At 69.8% G+C, this 18009-nt stretch carries 15 protein-coding genes; 5 read left to right on the top strand and 10 right to left on the bottom strand.

Features of this window, described 5'->3' with window-relative positions:
• Positions 1 to 32 precede the first annotated feature (32 nt).
• The 7 genes from rpmG to KTR66_RS17485 form a co-directional block, all read right to left on the bottom strand.
• A complete protein-coding gene (gene rpmG, locus KTR66_RS17515) occupies positions 33 to 200 on the bottom strand; it encodes a 50S ribosomal protein L33 (RefSeq protein ID WP_213614760.1) in 168 nt (55 codons plus the stop codon).
• 115 nt (positions 201 to 315) lie between these two features.
• On the bottom strand, positions 316 to 2712 hold the full coding sequence (rnr, locus tag KTR66_RS17510) for a ribonuclease R (RefSeq protein ID WP_213614758.1): 2397 nt from the start codon (positions 2710 to 2712) through the stop codon (positions 316 to 318).
• A gap of 1 nt (position 2713) precedes the next feature.
• Positions 2714 to 5440: a type I DNA topoisomerase gene (topA, locus tag KTR66_RS17505; RefSeq protein WP_213614756.1), complete on the bottom strand. Its 2727-nt coding sequence runs from the start codon at positions 5438 to 5440 to the stop codon at positions 2714 to 2716.
• 23 nt (positions 5441 to 5463) lie between these two features.
• The gene (gene dprA / locus KTR66_RS17500) at positions 5464 to 6525 is read right to left on the bottom strand and encodes a DNA-processing protein DprA (RefSeq protein WP_213614754.1); all 1062 of its coding nucleotides are present in this window, start codon (positions 6523 to 6525) and stop codon (positions 5464 to 5466) included.
• Positions 6525 to 7121: a glycerol-3-phosphate 1-O-acyltransferase PlsY gene (gene plsY / locus KTR66_RS17495; RefSeq protein ID WP_213614752.1), complete on the bottom strand. Its 597-nt coding sequence runs from the start codon at positions 7119 to 7121 to the stop codon at positions 6525 to 6527. Before plsY ends, dprA begins: the two co-directional genes overlap by 1 nt.
• Positions 7121 to 8389: a dihydroorotase family protein gene (locus tag KTR66_RS17490; protein ID WP_213614750.1), complete on the bottom strand. Its 1269-nt coding sequence runs from the start codon at positions 8387 to 8389 to the stop codon at positions 7121 to 7123. The genes plsY and KTR66_RS17490 overlap by 1 nt, the downstream gene beginning before the upstream one ends.
• 8 nt (positions 8390 to 8397) lie before the next feature.
• Positions 8398 to 9138 (bottom strand): Crp/Fnr family transcriptional regulator, encoded by a 741-nt coding sequence (locus tag KTR66_RS17485; RefSeq protein WP_213614748.1) that lies wholly within the window; start codon positions 9136 to 9138, stop codon positions 8398 to 8400.
• 163 nt (positions 9139 to 9301) lie between these two features.
• On the opposite strand from KTR66_RS17485, the gene KTR66_RS17480 reads away from it, so the two are divergent.
• Together KTR66_RS17480 and KTR66_RS17475 are read left to right on the top strand one after the other, a co-directional pair.
• On the top strand, positions 9302 to 10834 hold the full coding sequence (locus tag KTR66_RS17480; RefSeq protein WP_213614746.1) for an autotransporter outer membrane beta-barrel domain-containing protein: 1533 nt from the start codon (positions 9302 to 9304) through the stop codon (positions 10832 to 10834).
• Positions 10835 to 10858: 24 nt separating this feature from the next.
• Entirely contained in the window at positions 10859 to 12847 is a 1989-nt protein-coding gene (locus KTR66_RS17475) for an amidohydrolase (RefSeq protein ID WP_213614745.1), read from the top strand.
• On the opposite strand, the gene KTR66_RS17470 is transcribed toward KTR66_RS17475, so the two are convergent.
• From KTR66_RS17470 to ruvX, 3 genes are read right to left on the bottom strand one after another with little or no spacing between them, the layout of a single operon-like run.
• Positions 12837 to 13283, bottom strand: coding sequence for a GNAT family N-acetyltransferase (locus KTR66_RS17470; RefSeq protein WP_213614744.1), 447 nt, complete (start codon positions 13281 to 13283; stop codon positions 12837 to 12839). The two genes, KTR66_RS17475 and KTR66_RS17470, sit on opposite strands and share 11 nt — an antisense overlap.
• Positions 13280 to 14233, bottom strand: coding sequence for an aspartate carbamoyltransferase catalytic subunit (locus KTR66_RS17465; RefSeq protein WP_213614743.1), 954 nt, complete (start codon positions 14231 to 14233; stop codon positions 13280 to 13282). The genes KTR66_RS17470 and KTR66_RS17465 overlap by 4 nt, the downstream gene beginning before the upstream one ends.
• 7 nt (positions 14234 to 14240) lie before the next feature.
• A complete protein-coding gene (gene ruvX / locus KTR66_RS17460; protein ID WP_213614742.1) occupies positions 14241 to 14714 on the bottom strand; it encodes a Holliday junction resolvase RuvX in 474 nt (157 codons plus the stop codon).
• 48 nt (positions 14715 to 14762) lie between these two features.
• Here ruvX and gatC point away from each other — a divergent pair, with 48 nt between their 5' ends.
• The 3 genes from gatC to gatB are packed head-to-tail and all read left to right on the top strand — an operon-like array spanning position 14763 to position 18009.
• Positions 14763 to 15056 carry an Asp-tRNA(Asn)/Glu-tRNA(Gln) amidotransferase subunit GatC gene (gatC, locus tag KTR66_RS17455; protein WP_213614740.1) on the top strand — a complete coding sequence of 98 codons (294 nt, stop codon included), beginning with the start codon at positions 14763 to 14765 and terminating at the stop codon, positions 15054 to 15056.
• A complete protein-coding gene (gatA, locus tag KTR66_RS17450) occupies positions 15056 to 16537 on the top strand; it encodes an Asp-tRNA(Asn)/Glu-tRNA(Gln) amidotransferase subunit GatA (protein WP_213614738.1) in 1482 nt (493 codons plus the stop codon). Before gatC ends, gatA begins: the two co-directional genes overlap by 1 nt.
• Positions 16534 to 18009 carry an Asp-tRNA(Asn)/Glu-tRNA(Gln) amidotransferase subunit GatB gene (gatB, locus tag KTR66_RS17445; protein WP_213614737.1) on the top strand — a complete coding sequence of 492 codons (1476 nt, stop codon included), beginning with the start codon at positions 16534 to 16536 and terminating at the stop codon, positions 18007 to 18009. Before gatA ends, gatB begins: the two co-directional genes overlap by 4 nt.

Genomic DNA, 18009 nt, shown 5'->3' with positions numbered 1-18009 from the left:
ACGGGGTGGCGCGGGTGAAGCCCGCGCGCGCCTTACTTGATCTTGCCTTCGCGATAGACGACGTGCTTGCGCGCCTTCGGGTCGTACTTCTTCAGCTCGAGCTTGCCGGTGGCCGTGCGGGTGTTCTTCTTCGTCACGTAGAAGTGGCCCGTATCGGCGCTGCTGATCAGCTTGATGAGGATCGTGTTGGCCTTGGCCATGGTCTTGTCTTTGCTCTGCTCTGCGTGCGGTACGCGTGAGGGCGCCGGGCCGGAGGCCGGTGCGGGAATGGAGTGGCGGTTCTAGCGCCCTTGCCCGGGACGTCAAGCCTTTGCGTCAACCCTTTCGTTTGCGCCCGCCGCGCATGCGGGCCGGCGCGCCGCCCATCATGAGTTCGAAGACCAGGCTGCCGGTCTGGGCATTGGCCTCGCGCAGCCGCGCCTCCACCTCGTCGGCCAGGCGGATCACCTGGCGGGAGTGGCGGCCCACCACGCTGCGCTTGTCCTCGGCCACGATCCAATGGTCCTGCGGCAGCGCCTTCATGGGCACGAAGCCCGAGGCGCCGGTCTCGTTCAGCGTCACAAAGACGCCAAAGGCGTGGATTCCCGAGACGCGGGCGGCGAAGGTCGCCCCCACCCGATCGGCCAGATAGGCGGCGAGGTAGCGGTCCACCGCATCCCGCTCGGCCGCGGCGGCGCGGCGTTCGGTGGCGGTGATGTGCTCGGCCGTTTCAGGGAATCGGGCGGTCTCGGGCTCGGAAAGGCCATCGGGGCCGAGCTTGAGCCCCCGGATCAGCGCGCGATGCACCAGCAAATCCGCGTAGCGGCGGATGGGCGAGGTGAAATGGGCGTAGCGCGGCAGGGCCAGGCCGAAATGGCCGATATTGTCGGGGTCATAGGCCGCCTGGGACTGGCTGCGCAGCACGGTCTCATTGACCATCCGCGCCTCGGGCATCTCCTTCACCTTTTCCAGGAGGCGCTGGAAATCGCGCGGCTGGAGCTGGCCCACAGGGTTCAACGAGAGGCCGAGGGTCGCCAGGAACTCCTTGAGGGAGTTGTATTTCTCATCCGAGGGCGGCGCATGGACGCGGTACATGCAGGGCTGCCCCAGCCGCTCCAGCTCCTCCGCCGCGCAGACATTGGCGGCGACCATGAACTCTTCGATGAGGCGGTGGCTGTCGAGCCGGGCGCGGGGGATCACGGCCGTGACATTCCCCTCGGCGTCCAGCATCACGCGGCGCTCGGGCAGGTCGAGGTCGAGCGTGCCGCGCCGCTCGCGCGCCGCGAGCAGGGCGCGGAAGGCGCCATAAAGCCGGCCGACATGTCCCTCGGGCAGGCCCTCCAGCTCTTCGCCCGCATCCTGCAGCGCCTGGATCTGCTCATAGGTGGTGCGGGCGAAGCTCTTCATCAGGCCGCGGCCGAGTTTGTGCCGCGTCTTGGTGCCGGCGGCGTCGAAATGCATCTCGACGAAGAGGCAGCCGCGTTCCTCCTGCGGTTTCAGGCTGCACCAGCCATTGGAGAGCGCCTCTGGCAGCATGGGCACGACGCGGTCGGGGAAGTAGACGGAGTTGCCGCGCGCCCAGGCATCGCGGTCCAGCGCCGAATTGGGCGTGACGTAGTGGGCCACATCGGCGATGGCGACGATGATCTTCCAGCCATCTCCCTCGGGCTCGGCGAAGACGGCGTCGTCGAAATCGCGCGCATCCTCGCCATCGATGGTGATGAGCGGCATCTCGCGCAGGTCGGTCCGCTTGGCGAGCGGCACGGCGCGGGCGCGCTCGGCCTGCTCCTCGGCCTCGGCTGTGAAGAGCTCGGGGATGCCATGGGCGTGGATGCAGATCAGCGAGACGGAGCGCGGCTCACCCACCTTCCCAAGCCGCTCCACGATGCGCGCGGGGCGCAGGCCGAAGCCGGTGGAGGGCAGGGATTCGGCCAGCACGATCTCGCCGCCATGCGCGCCGCCGGTCTCGCCGGGGGGCACGGTCCATTCGGCCTTCTGCCGCCGGTCGGTGGGGATGATGCGGCCATCCTGGAAGACGCCGAGGATGCGGCGGCGATCCTCGCTGCGCCCCAGGCGCTTCAGGGTGCGGCCCGCGTATTTCTCGCCGGTGATGTGGCGCAGCTTGGCCAGGACGCGCTCGCCGGGGGCGAGCGCCGTCTGCCCGCGCCGCTCGGGGTGCATGTAGATCACCGGGCGGCCTTCGCCCTCCCAGCCGATGGGCCGCGCGATGGGGTCGCCGTCCGGATCGGTGCCGAAGACCTCGACCACCATGGTCTCGGGCAGGCGGGTGGGACGGGGCGCATCCGCGCGGCCCGGTGCGGCGGGGCGATAGCGCGAGCCGGGGGCGAGGTTGGGCGGGGGCGTCGGCGCGGGCACGGGCGCGCCCGCGGCCTCGCCCGCGAAAGTGCGCTTGCCCACGGGTTTGGCGCTGCCCTCGAACTTCATCTCGGAGAGCAATTGCCGCAGTGCCGGCCGCTGCTCGGTGGCCAGGCCGAAATGCCGCGCGATCTCGGTCTTGCCGAGGCGGCCGCCCGTGGTGGCGAGGAAGGCCTTGATCTCAGCCTTGGACGGGAGGGGGGCGCCCTTGGGCGCCGCCTTCACCTTGGCGCGGCCGGGCTTCTTCGGCCGGGCCGCCTTGGGCGCGGGCGGCGCGAGCGAGAGGTCATCCGCCCGGCGCTTCGCATTGGACTTGCGGGCCTTGTGCCCCTTCGCCGGAGGCCCGCTGCGCGGCATCTCAGCCGGCCTTCTTCGGCTTGGCCGCGGGCTTCTTCGCGGGGGCCTTCTTGGCGGCCGGCTTCTTCGCAGGCGCTGCCTTCTTGGCCGCGGGCGTCTTGGCCGGCGCCGCCTTCTTCGCGGGCGCCTTCTTCACCGCGGGTACGGCGGCCTCCGCCTTCTTCGGCGCGGCCTTCTTCGCCGGCGCCTTGCGGCCGCCCTTGCCCTTCATGGGGGGCAATTCCTTGCCCTTCTCGGCCAGAAGGGCGATGCCCTCCTCCAGCGTCACCGCCTCCATCTCCGTGCCGCGCGGCAGGTTGGCGACGCGCGTCCCATGCATCAGGAAAGGCCCGAAGCGGCCGCGCCGCACTTCCACCGTGCCGCCCTTCGGGTGCTCGCCCAGCGTGATGCCGCGCGGCTTGGCGTTCGCCAGCAAATCCACCGCGCGGTTGAGGCCGATGGTCAGCGGATCATCATCGCGATCCAGCGATTTGCTGAGCGCGCCCATTTTCAGATAGGGGCCGAAGCGGCCGAGATTGGAGGTGATCTCCTCCTGCGTCTCCGGATGCAGGCCCACCACACGCGGCATGGAAAGCAGCACCAGCGCCGTCTCCAGCGTCATCACCTCGGGGTCCATCCCGCGGGTCAGGCTGGCGCGCTTGGGCTTGGTGGGCTTCCCCTTCTCATCCACCCCGGCCTCGCCGAGCTGCGCGTAGATGCCGTAGGGGCCGCGCCGCAGCGAGACCTCGAGGCCCGTCACCGGGTCACGCCCCAGGATGCGTACGCCATCGGCCAGCACGCCGCCGCCCTCGCCCTCAGCACCAGGCACGGCGAGCGGGCGGGTGTAGCGGCATTCGGGATAGTTCGAGCAGCCGATGAAAGCACCGGTCCGGCCCAGCCGCAGGCCGATCCGCCCGGTCGAGCAGGAGGGGCAGGCGCGCGGATCGCCGCCATCGGCGGGCTTGGGGAAGAAATGCGAGCCGAGTTCCGAATCCAGCCGATCAATGACGTCGCTGATCTTCAGATCCTTGGTGGCATCCACCGCCGCGCGGAAATCGTTCCAGAAGGCGCGCATCACGGCGCGCCAATCGGCGCGGCCGCCCGAGATGTCATCCAGCTGCTCCTCCAGCCCGGCGGTGAAGCCCGTATCCACGTAGCGCTCGAAGAAGGCGACGAGGAAGGAGGTGACGAGGCGCCCGCGGTCCTCGGGGATGAAGCGGCGCTTGTCCAGCTTCACATATTCGCGGTCCTGCAGGACCTGCAGGATGCTGGCATAGGTGGAAGGCCGGCCGATGCCGAGCTCCTCCATCTTCTTGACGAGCGAGGCCTCGGAATAGCGCGGCGGCGGCTGGGTGAAGTGCTGCGTCGCCTCCACCGATTGCCGCTTCACCGGGTCCTTCTCGCGCATCGGCGGCAGGATGCGGCTGTCCTCATCCGCATCATCCGCGGCATCGTCCGTATCTTCGCGGTAAAGCTTGAGGAAGCCGTCGAAGGCGATGACGCTTCCGGTGGCGCGCAGCCGCGTCTTGCCGCTGGGCTCCACCAGCTCGACCGTGGTCTGGTCCAGCTCGGCCGACTGCATCTGGCTGGCGACGGCGCGCTTCCAGATCAGCTCGTAGAGCTTGCGCTGCTGGTCGCTCAGATAGGGCGCGACCGCTTCCGGCGTCCGCGTCACATCGGTCGGCCGGATCGCCTCATGCGCCTCCTGCGCGTTCTTGGCGCGGCTGGAATATTCGCGCGGCGCGACGGGGAGATACTCCTCCCCGAAGGCGCGCTTGATGTGGCCGCGCAGCTCCTGGATGGCCTCGCGCGCCATCTGCACGCCATCCGTTCGCATATAGGTGATGAGGCCGACGGTCTCGCCGCCGATGGTCACACCTTCATAAAGGCCCTGCGCCGTCCGCATCGTGGCCTGGGCACCGAAACCGAGCTTGCGGCTGGCTTCCTGCTGCAGCGTGCTGGTCTGGAAGGGCGGCGGCGGGTTGCGCTTGACGCGCTTCTTCTCGACCGAGCCGACCGTGAAGGACGCGCCCTCGACGGCCGCCTTTGCCGCCATCGCGTCCTTCTCGTTGGCGAGATCGAACTGCTCGAGCTTGCGGCCCTGGTGGTGCGTCAGCCGCGCCGAGAAGGGCGCGCCGGCCGGCGTCAGGAACCGGCCCTGCACCGTCCAGTATTCGCGGGCGATGAAGGCCTCGATCTCGCTCTCGCGCTCGCAGATCAGCCGCAGCGCAACGGATTGCACGCGCCCGGCGGATTTGCTGCCGGGCAGCTTGCGCCAGAGCACGGGCGAGAGGGTGAAGCCCACCAGGTAGTCCAGCGCGCGGCGGGCGAGGTAGGCCTCGATCAGCGGTGTGTCGAGCTGGCGGGGATGCGCCATGGCGTATTGCACGGCGCGCTTGGTGATCTCGTTGAAGGTGATGCGCTGGACGTTCACGCCCTTCAGCGCGCCCGAACGCTCCAGCATGTCCTTCACATGCCAGGAGATCGCCTCGCCCTCGCGATCCGGGTCGGTGGCGAGGTAGAGGCGCTTGGCGCCGCGCAGCGCGCTGCTGATCGCGCGCATCTGCTTCTGGCCGCGCTCATCCGCCTCCCAATCCATGGCGAAGTCTTCTTCGGGGCGGACCGAGCCATCCTTGGGCGGCAGGTCCCGCACATGGCCGAAGGAGGCGAGGACGCGGAAATCCCCGCCGAGGTATTTCTCGATGGTCTTGGCCTTGGCCGGGCTTTCGACGACGACGATATCCGTCACTTCTGGTCCTTCGCGGCCTGCCGTCAGGCCAGTGCCACCCGGTTCCCGGGCAGGGTTTCGATGCGCCCGGCCAATTCCAGTTCAAGCAAGATGGCAGAGAGCTGAGAGGCCGATAGCTGGCAGCGCCTGCCCAACTCGTCAACCGCTATCGGGGTTGCACCTATCATTTCAAGGACTTGCGCCGAGGCCCCGGTTTCGGGTGGTGCCTCTTCCATGGCTTCAGGGGGTGTTTCCGGCAATTCGGCAAGGCGCAGGATGGGCAGCGCGGCCGGCGCCTCGGGCAGGAAGGCCAGCACATCTTCGGCCGTCTCGGTCAGGCGCGCGCCGCGTCGGATCAGGTCATTGGAGCCGCGGCAGCGCGGGTCGAGCGGGCTGCCGGGCACGGCGAAGAGTTCGCGCCCCGCCTCGGCGGCGAGGCGTGCGGTGATGAGCGTGCCCGATTGCAGCGCGGCCTCGATCACGACGACACCCAGCGAGAGCCCGGCGACGATCCGGTTCCGGCGCGGGAAGTGGCGGGCGAGGGGGGCGGTGCCGAGCGGCGCCTCGCTGAGAACGAGGCCGCCCTCGGCCACGATGCGCGCCTGGAGCGCGGCATTCTCGCGCGGGTAGGGGCGGTCGAGCCCGCCGGCGATGGCGGCGATGGTGGTGCCCGAACGCAGCGCGCCGGCATGGGCCCCGGCATCAATGCCGCGCGCCAGGCCCGAGATGACGGCGATGCCCCTCACCGCCAGCGCATCGGCCAGGTCCTCGGCGAAGCGGCGGGCGATGCCGCTCGCATTGCGCGCACCCACCACGGCCACACCGCGCTGGCGAAGCGGCGACAGGCTGCCCTGGGCCGCGAGGACCAGGGGCGCATCCTCGATCAGCGCGAGCAAGGGCGGGTAGTCGGCGTCATCCTGGAAGATCAGCCGTGCGCCCATGGCGGAGAGCGTCTCCATCTCGCGCAGCGCGCCGTCGTGCGGATGGGCACGGGGGCCCAGCGCCTCCAGCGCCGCTTCGGCGCTGCCATGCCGGGCCAACAGGCGGCGATGCAGCGCGGGGCCCACACCCTCGGTCCGGGCGAGGCGCAGCCGCGCGAGGGACATTATTTGCCCTGGCCGATGCGCGGTTCGGTGCGCGCGATCAGGCGCTGGATATTCGCCTCGTGCCGGATGATCACATAGACGGCGATGATGGTGATCGCGACCGCGGCGTCGAAGCGCAGCACGGCGAAGGCGGTGATGGCGGCCACCACCATGGCGGAGAGCGCGCCGACGGAGGAGATGCGCGACGTCGCGGCCCCCACGATCCAGCCCGCCGCGGCGGCGATGAAGACGCCCCAGCCGAGGCCGAGGAAAACGCCGAGCGCGGTGGCGACCCCCTTGCCGCCCTTGCCGCCCAGCCAGGGCGGGTGGCAATGGCCCATCACCGCAGCCAGCGCCGCCATGGGCGCATTGGCCGCGCCGAAGAGCCAGGTGACCAGCACCACGGCCAGCACGCCCTTGCCGAAATCAAGCAGCAGCGTCGCGGCCGCCAGCCACTTCTTCCCCGTGCGCAGCACGTTCGTCGCGCCGATATTGCCCGAGCCGATGCTGCGGATGTCGCCCAGCCCCGCCGCCTGCGTCAGCAGCAGGCCAAAGGGGATGGAGCCGAGCAGGCCAGCCAGCAGGGCCGCGAGGCCGGTGGACAGGATGTCATCCATCAGCCGAAGACCTTCCGGCCGGCCTTGATGGTGGCCATCACGCGGCCTTCCAGCGCGCGGCCGTCGAAGGGCGAGTTCTGCGCCTTGCCGGGCAATTGGCCGGCCTTCACCTGCCAGGCGCGGTCCGGCCAGAAGAGGCAGAGATCGGCCGGGGTGCCCACGGCAAGGCGGCCGGCCTCCAGCCCCAGCAGCGCGGCCGGCCGGTGCGTCATCAGGCCCAGCGCCGTCAGCAGCGGGAGGTTGCCGCCATGCACCTGCGCCAGCGTCACACCCAGCAGTGTGGCGAGGCCGACGCCGCCCGCCTCCGCCTGGGCAAAGGGCAGGCGCTTGTCATCCGCGTCGCGCGGCTGGTGGTCGGAGGCGATGGCGTCGATCGTCCCGTCCGCCAGCGCCGCCAGCACGGCGAGGCGATCCTCCTCCCGCCGCAGCGGCGGGCTGAGCTTGGCGTAGGAGCGGAAATCGCCGATCGCCGTCTCGTTCAGGTCGAAATAGGGCGGCGCCGTGTCGCAGGTGACGCGCAGCCCCTCGGCCTTGGCGGCGCGGATCAGGTCGAGGGCCGCGCCCGTGCTGACATGGCCGAAATGCACATGGCCGGAGGTGAGGCGGGCGAGGGCGATGTCCCGCGCCACCATGATCGCCTCGGCCGCCGCCGGAATGCCGGGCAGGCCGAGCCGCGTGGCCAGTTCGCCCTCGGTGGCGGAGCCGGTGCCGGCAAGGGACGGATCCTCCGGATGCTGCACCACCATGGCGCCGAAGGCCCGGGCATAGGAAAGGGCGAGGCGCATCATGCGGGCCGAGCCGATGGCCTTGGCGCCGTCGCTGAAGCCGGCCGCACCCGCCTCCCGCAGAAGGCCGTATTCGGAAAGGTCCTTGCCGGCGCAATGCTTCGTCGCCGCCGCATAGGGCAGCAGGGTGAGGCTGCCCGTCGCCTCGCCACGCCGGATGATGAATTCGACCAGCGCGGGGTCGTCCAGCGCGGGCTCGGTATCGGGCAGGAGGGCGAGGGTGGTGATGCCGCCGGCCGCCGCCGCCTGGGCCGCGCTCGCGATGGTCTCGCGGTGCTCGGCGCCCGGCTCGCCGATGCTGGCGCGCATGTCCACGAGGCCGGGGCAGAGGCAGGCGCCGCCGGCATCGAGCACCGGCACGCCCTCGGCCGGCGCGCCGGTCAGGCTCGCGATGCGGCCGTTTTCGATCAGCAGGGCGCCGGGCGCGTCGAGGCCGCTCGCAGGGTCGAGCAGGCGGGCATTGGTGACGAGGAGGTGTGCCATCGCCCCCGTTATAGCCGGGGCGGCGCGGCACGCCACGGGGCAGGCCCGCTGCCATGGGCGAAGCGGCGCAGCGCCTCGGCGTCGCGGATGCGGATCACGTTGTAGCCCTGCTCGATCCAGCCCATGCGCTCCAGCCCGGCCAGGCAGCGATTGACCAGCTGGCGCGAGGCATTGGCCATCTCGCCCAAGGCGGCCTGGGTGAGCCGGTAGCCCTCGGGCGCATCGGGCTCGGCATCGGCGGTGACGCGCAGCAGCGTGGCCGTGATGCGCTGCTCGGCGCGCGGCAGCAGCAGGTCCCGCACGGCGCCGATACTGAGGTCCTGGTTGGCGACGCTGAGGGCGGCGAGGGCGCGTATGCCGAGCGGTTCGGTTGCGGTGAATTCGTCGAGATCGGCGAGGCTCACATGCAGGGCGCAGGCGGCTTCCAGCGCCTGCACGGCAAGGATACGCGGGCGCCGCCCGGCGAATTGCCCATGCCCGAACCAACTGCCGGCCCTGAGGATGGTGGCCATATGCGGCGGCGACTCCGTGCCGCCCACATGGATGGCGAAAGAGCCCGATGCCACGCCGAACAGCCCGCCCGGCGAGGCGCCGACCTGGAAGACGACCTCTCCGGTCACGAAATGGCGCAGGTGGGCACGGTGGAGGAAGGTTTTCTGGACGGCGGCGGGCTGCCCCTGGAGCCAGCCGCGTGAGAGGACGGCCTGCTCCGCCCCGGCCCGGGCGAGGCGCGATTTCGGCTCCGGCATGGGCGTCCCCTTAACGCAAAATTTAGGAAAGATTATCGCGTTCGCGACAATTCATCCAAGCCTGCGATGGCAGCATTTTCGTGTCGCGTCCGGGCAGGCAGGGCAGAACAAACACGCCGAGGCCTCAAGAATCCCGCGCGGCGGTGCGAGGGGGTGGAACGCGATGCGGTATGGTCTGGCGACGATGGCGATGGTGACCGGGGCCCTGGCGGGGCCAGCCGCCGCGCAAAGCCTGGTGCGGGCGGAAAACCTGTTCCGGCTGAGTTTCGGTGGTACCACGCTGAGCGGCGCCTTCTGCATCGATGCCCGGAACCAGGCCCCCTATGCGCAGCTCGATGCCGAATTGCGGCGCCTGGTGCCGGCACCGACAGACCAGGGGGTGGTCGTCGCGCTGGGCAGCTTCGCGGCGGCGGGCAGTCCGGGCAGCCAGGTGCGGTTCCAGGTCGCACCCACCGCGCCGAACACGGCCGAGAGCTTCGTGATGACCTATACCCAGGGCACGCCCTACATCTACAGCAATGAGGTCATCGCCAATTCGCAGCGCGCGGGCGTCTGCGGGACCATGCCGCCCGTGCTGGTCCGGCCGCCGCAGCCCATCGTGATCACGCCGGGTCAGGGGGGCAGTGGCGGCGGCTTCGGTGGCGGATCCAGTGGCGGGTCGAGCGGCGGCACGGGCGGCGGGACCGGCGGTGGTTCCAGTGGGGGCACGGGCGGCGGCACTGGTGGCGGCTCGGGCGGTGGCACGGGCGGCGGCGGCGACCAGGTCGTGGTGACGGTTCTGCCGGGTGAGGTCTCCGGGCTGCAGCGCAACGTCGCGCGCTTCGCCGGGGACAGCCTGCTCTTCGGCGGCACGCAGATCTCCGACCAGATCGCCTTCGACTTCACCCGCTTCGCGCCCATGGCGGGCGAGGACGCGGCGCGGCGCTGGAACATCTGGGGCAGCCCGCGCTACGTGGGCGGCCGCAACACCAGCGCGGGCGTCTCGGTCTCGGGCGATTACTTCGAACTGACCGGCGGTCTCGACTTCTGCATCACCGACAATGTGATCCTGGGCCTCGCCGTCAGCGGCGACCGGCAGGAAAGCCAGAGCCGCGCCTATGGGCTGAACATGAACCGCGATGGCTGGTCGCTCGGCCCCTATCTCGGCTGGCGCATCCGGCCGACGACGGTGTTCGACATCTGGTCGGGCTATGCCGGCAGCAAGCAGAAGCTGAACGTGCCGGGCGAGTCGGGCAGCTATGGCACCGAGCGCTGGTTCCTCGCCGCCAACCTGACGGAGATCGTCACCACGCCCTGGGCGGAGTTCCGCCCGCGCCTGACCTACCTGCGGACGAATGACTGGGCCGGCGCCTTCACCAGCACGGCGGGCACGCGCTACCTCTCGGACAGCTATCAGCAGTCGAGCCTCTCCGCGAGCGTCGGCGTCAGCCAGCCCTTCCGGCTGGAGAATGGCATGGTGCTGCGCCCCTTCCTGCGCGCCGGCGCCACCTATCTGCTCGACCAGGCGGTGAACGCGGCCCCCGCCGCCAATGGCACGGTCCAGGACCTCACCCGCTGGTCCGGGCAAGTGCGGGGCGGTGCCGCGCTGCAGATCAGTCGCAATGTCGAGGTGAGCGCGCAGCTTGGCTACCTGTCGCTCTTCGTGCCCAATGTGAATGCCTGGGAGGGGCGGGCGCTCATCTCCTTCGCATTCTGAACCGACAGGAAAAGAGGTCGTCGCATGACCCGGACACGTCGTTCCTTCACCACGGGTGCCCTCGCGGCGCCCTTCCTGATCCAGGACGCGGCCGCCCAGGCCATCAGCCTGCAGGACCTGGTGAATCGCGTGGCGCCGCAGCCCGAGGCGGTGATCTATCTGGCGCGGGAGGTCATCACCATGGACCCCGCCCGCCCGCGGGCCGAGGCGGTGGCCGTGGTGGGTGGGCGCATCGCCGCCGTCGGCAGCCTCGCGGAGTTGCAGGCGCTGGCGGGCAGCCAGCCCTTCCGCCTGGACCGCAGCTTCGAGGGCAAGGTGATCCTGCCGGGCTTCGTCGAGCAGCATGTGCATCCCGTGCTCTCCAGCCTGATGGTGGTGGCCGAGGTGATCGCCATCGAGGATTGGGACACGCTGGCCGGCTTCCGCACCGCGGTGCGCGATGAGGCGGGCTATCGCCGCCGCTTCGCCGAGGCGCTGGCCGCGCACAAGGCGCGCGACCCCGAGGCGGTCTTTCTCACCTGGGGCTACCATCACTACTTCCATGGCGCGATGTCACGCGATTGGCTGGACCAGCAGGCGGGCACGACGCCGGTGATCGTCTGGCACCGCAGCCAGCACGAGGTCTATCTCAACACGGCGCTAATGCGCCTCTACGGCGTGGATGACGCCTTCCTGGCGAGCTTCACGCCCAGCCAGCGCGCGCAGGCTGATGTCGCCAAGGGCCATTTCTTCGAGCAGGGCGCGCTCAAGGTGCTGGAGAAGACCGCGCCCGCGATGGCCACGCCTGAGCGGCTGCGGCAGGGGCTGGAATTCACCGTCGGGTATTACCACCGCAACGGCATCACCACGGCGGCCGAGCCCGGCGGCTTCTACTCGAAGCCCCTGCAGGATGCGATCAACGCTGTCTATGCGGCGGATTCCGTGCCCTTCAACCACTACTTCATCCCGGACGGAAAGTCCTTCGCTGCGATGTTTCCCAATGATGCCGCGGCGCAGATCGCCGAGGCGCAGAAGCCGCTCGCCTGGGGTTCGGGCCGCGCGCGCTGGCTGCCCAAGCAGATCAAGTTCCTGATCGATGGCGCGATCTACAGCCAGCTCATGCAGATGAAGGATGGCTACACGGATGGCCACCAGGGCGCCTGGATCATGGACCCGGACGTGTTCTCCTTCGCCTTCCAGACCTTCTGGGATGCCGACTACCACATCCATATCCACAACAACGGCGATGGCGGGATGGAGGTGCTTCTCGCCAATCTCGAGCGCGCCATGCGCCGCCGGCCGCGCTTCGACCACCGCACCACCATCGTGCATTTCGGCTTCGCGGCGCCGGAGCAGGTGGCCCGCGCCGGCCGACTGGGCTGCATCGTCAGCGCCAATCCCTATTATGTGACAGCGCTGGCGGGTCGCTATGCGCAGATCGGCATCGGGCCGGAGCGCGCGCGGCGCATGGTGCCGCTGAAGGATGCCGAGAATGCCGGCATGTCCATCTCCTTCCATTCCGACATGCCGATGGCGCCGGCCAAGCCGCTGCAGCTGATCTGGGCGGCGGTGAACCGGACCACGGCGGAAGGCCCGGTGATGGGCGAGGAGCAGCGCGTCTCGCTCGACCTTGCCTTGCGCGCCATGACCATCGACGCCGCGCATTCGATCCGGCTGGAGGGCGAGGTCGGCTCCATCACGCCCGGCAAATTCGCCAATTTCACCGTGCTGGAGCAAAGCCCCTATGCCGTCCCGCCCGCCGCGCTGAAGGACATCAAGGTCTGGGGCACGGTGCTGGAGGGGCGCGTCCAGCCGGCACCCCCCGCGCCCTCCGGCCGCGCCGAGGCGCCCCGGCCCACGCGCCTCGGCGGTGGTGCGGCCCCCAGCGGCCGCTTCGCCGCGACGGATGGCGCGGCGCTGGCCGAGGCCTGCCAGCATCCCTTCTGCACGCATCAGGGGCCGGATGCGGCGCTCGGCTGCGGCTGTGGCGGGGATGTCTTCGCGGCGGTGATTGCCGCGCAGCTCAAAGGCTGAGCGGCTTCTCCATGAAGACGCGCCGGTGGCCGTGCTGCTCGGCCCGGTGCGTCTCGCGGTAGCCGAGGCGGGTGTAGAGCGCGATGTTCTCGACCATCTTCTCGTTGGTATAGAGCCAGCAGCGCGCATGGCCCCGCCGCCGGGCCTCGTCTTCCGCGAAACCCATGAGGCGACGGCCCTGACCGGTGCCACGGGCTTCCGCCGCGATGGCGATGTTGTCGATCAGGAGGCCTTCCTCCGTGTCCTCCAGCACCAGCGCGCCGATCGGGCGGCCGTCCAGCTCCAGCAGCCAGGCCTCGCCCGCGGCGATGCGCGCCGCGTAGTCATCCGTCATCGGCGCGGGTTCGCGGCCGAGGCGCGGGACGTAATGGGCATAGGCGGCGCGGACCAGGCTGCGAAGCGTCTCTGCCTCGCCCTCCTGTGCCAAACGGATCAAGCGTTCCGTCGCAGATCGCGCGAGAGCACGTCCAGCACCGCCATGCGGACCGCCACGCCCATCTCCACCTGCTCGCCGATCACGCTGCGCTCGGGGTCATCCGCGATGGCGCTGTCGATCTCGATGCCGCGATTCATCGGGCCCGGATGCATGACGATGGCATCGGGCTTGGCGCGCGCCAGCTTCGCGGCGTCCAGCCCGTAGAAGCGGAAGAACTCGCGCGGGCTCGGCACCAGGCCCGCATTCATCCGCTCCTTCTGCAGGCGCAGCATCATGACCACATCTGCGCCTTCCAGGCCCGAGCGCATGTCGTGATGCACCTCGACGCCGAGGCGCGCGCATTCGGAGGGGATGAGCGTGGGCGGGCCCACCACGCGCAGCCGCGCCCCCATGGCGGAGAGCAAATGGATGTTGCTGCGCGCCACCCGCGAATGCAGCACATCGCCGCAGATGGCGACGATGAGGCCCTCCAGCCTGCCCTTGCGGCGGCGGATGGTCAGCGCATCCAGCAGCGCCTGGGTGGGGTGCTCATGCGTGCCGTCGCCGGCATTGATCACGGCCGCGTCCACCTTCTGCGCCAGCAGCGCCGGCGCGCCGGATTGCGCATGGCGGATCACCAGAAGGTCCGTGTGCATGGCGTTGAGCGTGGACGCCGTGTCGAGCAGTGTCTCGCCCTTGTTCACGCTGCTGGTGGAGACCGACATGTTCACGATGTCCGCCCCCAGCCGCTTGCCGGCCAGCTCGAAGCTGGTGCGGGTGCGGGTGCTGTCCTCGAAGAAGAGGTTGATCAGCGTGCGGCCCTTCAGGAGGTCCCGCTGGGTCTTTCCCTGGCGGTTCAGCAGGGCGTAGTTCTCGGCGAGGTCGAGCAGGCCCGCGATATGCGGCGGCTCCAGCCCCTCGATGGCCAGGAGGTGCCCCGTGGGCAGGAGGGGGTAGGAAAAGCCGCTCATGGGCCTCTCATGTAGCCCGGGGCGCCGTGGCGTCCAAGGCGGCCTGGAGCATGTAGGCCGCGGCGGCCGAATCAACCGCCGCCGCCCGGCGCTTCCGTGTCAGGTCGGCCTCGCTGATCATCATGCGGTTCACGGCGGCGCTCGAGAGGCGCTCATCCCACATGGCGCAGGGCAGGCCGGCCGCTTCGCTCAGCGCCAAGGCCCAATCGCCGGCGGCCTGGGCGGCCGGGCCGCGCGTGCCGTCCATGGAGAGCGGCAGGCCGACCACAAGGCCGCCCACGCCCTGCTTTTCCGCGATGGTGCGGATTTCGGCCGCATTCGCCGCCAGTTTGGAGCGCTTCAGGCTGCCATAGGGGCTGGCCAGCATGAGCGTCACGTCGCTGAGCGCGAGGCCGATCACCTTCGCCCCGGGGTCGAGGCCCAGGAGCCGCGCGTGGCGGTGCAGCAGGGCCCGCAGATCGGCCATGTTGATGAGAGGCATGCTGGGCCTTATGGTCCGCCCCCTTCACGAACGGAAGAGTGGTTTCCCATGTCGCTTGATGCCGCGACGGTGCGTCGCGTCGCCAATCTGGCCCGGTTGCGCCTGGATGATGCCGAGGTTCCCAAGCTCCAGGCCGAGATCAACGGCATCCTGGGCTGGATCGAGCAATTGCAGGCGGTGGACACGGAAGGCGTCGAGCCCATGGCCGGCGGCTCGCCCAACCCGGTGGCGCTGCCCTGGCGCGCCGATGCCGTGACCGATGGCGGCCAGGCGGATGCCGTGCTGCGCAACGCGCCTGACCGCGAGGGCGAATATTTCGGCGTGCCGAAGGTGGTGGAATGATGCGCGCGACCGACCTGACCATCGCCGAGGGCCTGAGCGCGCTGGACAAGCGCGAGATCAGCGCCGTCGAGCTGACCGAAGCTTTCCTCGCCGGCATCGAGCGCCTGAACCCGCGCCTCAATGCCTATATCACCGTGGCGGGCGAGAGCGCGCTCGCCTCGGCGCGCGCCTCGGATGCGCGGCGGGCCAAGGGCGAGGCGGGGCCGCTCGAGGGCATTCCCCTCGGCATCAAGGACCTGTTCGCCACCGAAGGGCTGCGCACCACGGCGGCGAGCCGGATCCTCGGTGAATTCGTGCCGCCCTATGAGAGCACGGTCAGCGCGCAGCTGAAGCGCGATGGCGCGGTGTTCCTCGGCAAGCTGAACCTGGACGAATTCGCCATGGGCTCCTCCAACCTGACCAGCGCCTTTGGCGGCGTGGAGAACCCCTGGTCCCGCGCCAATGATCCGGAGAAGCGCCTGGTGCCGGGCGGTTCCTCGGGCGGTTCGGCGGCGGCGGTGGCCGCGCGGCTGGCCATGGGGGCCACGGCGACCGACACCGGCGGCTCCATCCGCCAGCCGGCGGCCTTTTGCGGCATTGCCGGCATCAAGCCGACCTATGGGCGTTGCTCGCGCTGGGGCATCGTGGCCTTCGCCTCCTCGCTGGACCAGGCGGGGCCGGTGGCGCGCTCGGTCGAGGATTGCGCGATCCTGCTGCGCTCCATGGCGGGTCATGACCCGAAGGACAGCACCAGCGCCAACCTGCCCGTGCCGGATTTCGCCGCGGCCTGCGGGCGTTCGGTGAAGGGCCTGCGCATCGGCGTGCCGGCGGAATACACGCTGCCGGGCCTGGCGCCCGAGATCGAGGCGCTGTGGCAGCAGGGGCTCGACTGGCTGAAGCAGCAGGGCGCCGAGATCGTGCCCATCAGCCTGCCCCACACGAAATACGCGCTGCCCACCTATTACGTGGTGGCGCCGGCGGAGGCGTCTTCCAACCTCGCGCGCTATGACGGCGTGCGCTACGGCCTGCGCGTGACGGAGCGCGATTCCGATCTGCGCGATCTCTATGAGCGCACGCGCGCCGCGGGCTTCGGCGCCGAGGTGCGGCGGCGCATCATGATCGGCACCTATGTGCTGAGTGCCGGCTATTACGACGCCTATTACCTCAAGGCGCAGAAGGTCCGCGCGCTGATCGCCCGCGACTTCACGCAGGCCTGGGAGAAGGTGGACGCGATCGTGACGCCGGCCACGCCCAGCGCTGCCTTCCCGATGGATGAGAAGCAGGACGACCCTGTGACCATGTATCTGAATGACGTCTTCACCGTGACCGCGAACCTGGCTGGCCTGCCCGGTCTTGCCGTGCCGGCCGGTCTGGACGGGCAGGGGCTGCCGCTGGGCCTTCAGGTCATCGGCCGGCCCTTCGATGAGGAAACCGTGTTCGCGGTGGGCGCGGCGCTGGAGCGCGCGGCGAACTTCACCGCCAAGCCGCAGGTGATGGCATGAGCTACACGATCCAGGGCGAGACGGGTGAGTGGGAGGTCGTCTGCGGCCTCGAGATCCACGCCCAGGTGCTCTCCAAGTCCAAGCTTTTCTCGGGCGCGGCGACCGCCTTCGGCGCCGATCCGAACAGCCAGGTGAGCTTCGTGGATGCGGGCTTCCCCGGCATGCTGCCCGTGATCAACGAGGAGTGCATCGCGCAGGCGGTGCGCACCGGCCTCGGCCTGAACGCGAAGATCAACCTCTGGTCCCGCTTCGACCGGAAGAACTATTTCTACGCCGACCTGCCGCAGGGCTATCAGATCAGCCAATACGCGCATCCCATCGTGGGCGAGGGCGTGGTGGAGATCACGCTGGGCGATGGCAGCGTGAAGCGGATCGGCATCACGCGCCTGCATCTGGAGCAGGATGCCGGCAAGTCGCAGCATGACCAGCACCCGGCCAAGTCCTTCATCGACCTGAACCGCAGCGGCGTGGCCCTCATGGAGATCGTGAGCGAGCCCGACATCCGCTCGCCGGAGGAAGCCGGCGCCTATCTGGCGAAGATCCGCCAGATCACGCGCTATCTCGGCACCTGCGACGGCAATATGGACGAGGGCTCGATGCGGGCCGACGTCAACGTCTCCGTCCGTCGCCCGGGCGAGGAATTCCGCACGCGCTGCGAGGTGAAGAACGTCAATTCCGTGCGCTTCGTCATGCAGGCCGTGGAGGCCGAGGCGCGGCGGCAGATCGAGATCTGGGAATCGGGCGGCACGGTCGAGCAGGAGACGCGCCTGTTTGACACGGCGCGCGGTGTGACGCGCTCCATGCGCAGCAAGGAAGACGCGCATGACTACCGCTACTTCCCCGACCCGGACCTGCCCCCGCTCGTCTTCACCCAGGATTGGGTGGATCAGCTGAAGGCCACGCTGCCCGAGCTGCCGGATGCGCGGCGCGCGCGCTACATCGCGCTCGGCCTCTCGCCCTATGACGCGCATGTGCTGACCATCGAGCGCGAGACGGCGACCTATTTCGAGGCGGTGCTGGGCCCAGAGGGAGGCACCAGGCGGGACGCCAAGACCGTCGCCAACTGGCTGACGGGCGACGTGTTCGGCCACCTGAACAAGCGCGGCCTTGCCATCGAGGAAAGCCCGGTGGGCCCCGCCGCCCTGGCCGAGCTGCTGGATCTGATGGCCGACAAGACCATCAACGGCAAGATCGCCAAGGACGTCCTCGAGATCATGTTCGAGGAAGGCAAGGGTGCCGCCGCCATCGTGGATGAGCGCGGGCTGCGCCAGGTGGTGGATACGGGCGCCATCGAAGCCGCGGTGGATGCCGTGCTGGCGAACAATGCGGGCCAGGTCGCGCAGTATCGCGGCGGCAAGGCGGGGCTGTTCGGCTTCTTCGTCGGCCAGACCATGAAGGCCATGGGCGGCAAGGGAAACCCGGCCCTGGTGAACGAGGTGCTGAAGGCCAAGCTCGGCGAACCCGGCGGGTGA

It is taken from the genome of Roseococcus sp. SDR (genome assembly GCF_019083995.1).
In the GTDB taxonomy this organism is placed as follows: Bacteria; Pseudomonadota; Alphaproteobacteria; order Acetobacterales; family Acetobacteraceae; genus Roseococcus.
This window is presented reverse-complemented; position numbering and strand designations above follow the sequence as displayed.

Bases quoted from the DNA above. Each gene is read 5' to 3' on its own strand.
- rpmG (WP_213614760.1), bottom strand. From the start codon at position 200: ATGGCCAAGGCCAACACGATCCTCATCAAGCTGATCAGCAGCGCCGAT.
- rnr (WP_213614758.1), bottom strand. From the start codon at position 2,712: ATGCCGCGCAGCGGGCCTCCGGCGAAGGGGCACAAGGCCCGCAAGTCC.
- dprA (WP_213614754.1), bottom strand. From the start codon at position 6,525: ATGTCCCTCGCGCGGCTGCGCCTCGCCCGGACCGAGGGTGTGGGCCCC.
- plsY (WP_213614752.1), bottom strand. From the start codon at position 7,121: ATGGATGACATCCTGTCCACCGGCCTCGCGGCCCTGCTGGCTGGCCTG.
- KTR66_RS17490 (WP_213614750.1), bottom strand. From the start codon at position 8,389: ATGGCACACCTCCTCGTCACCAATGCCCGCCTGCTCGACCCTGCGAGC.
- KTR66_RS17485 (WP_213614748.1), bottom strand. From the start codon at position 9,138: ATGCCGGAGCCGAAATCGCGCCTCGCCCGGGCCGGGGCGGAGCAGGCC.
- KTR66_RS17480 (WP_213614746.1), top strand. From the start codon at position 9,302: ATGCGGTATGGTCTGGCGACGATGGCGATGGTGACCGGGGCCCTGGCG.
- KTR66_RS17475 (WP_213614745.1), top strand. From the start codon at position 10,859: ATGACCCGGACACGTCGTTCCTTCACCACGGGTGCCCTCGCGGCGCCC.
- KTR66_RS17465 (WP_213614743.1), bottom strand. From the start codon at position 14,233: ATGAGCGGCTTTTCCTACCCCCTCCTGCCCACGGGGCACCTCCTGGCC.
- ruvX (WP_213614742.1), bottom strand. From the start codon at position 14,714: ATGCCTCTCATCAACATGGCCGATCTGCGGGCCCTGCTGCACCGCCAC.
- gatC (WP_213614740.1), top strand. From the start codon at position 14,763: ATGTCGCTTGATGCCGCGACGGTGCGTCGCGTCGCCAATCTGGCCCGG.
- gatA (WP_213614738.1), top strand. From the start codon at position 15,056: ATGCGCGCGACCGACCTGACCATCGCCGAGGGCCTGAGCGCGCTGGAC.
- gatB (WP_213614737.1), top strand. From the start codon at position 16,534: ATGAGCTACACGATCCAGGGCGAGACGGGTGAGTGGGAGGTCGTCTGC.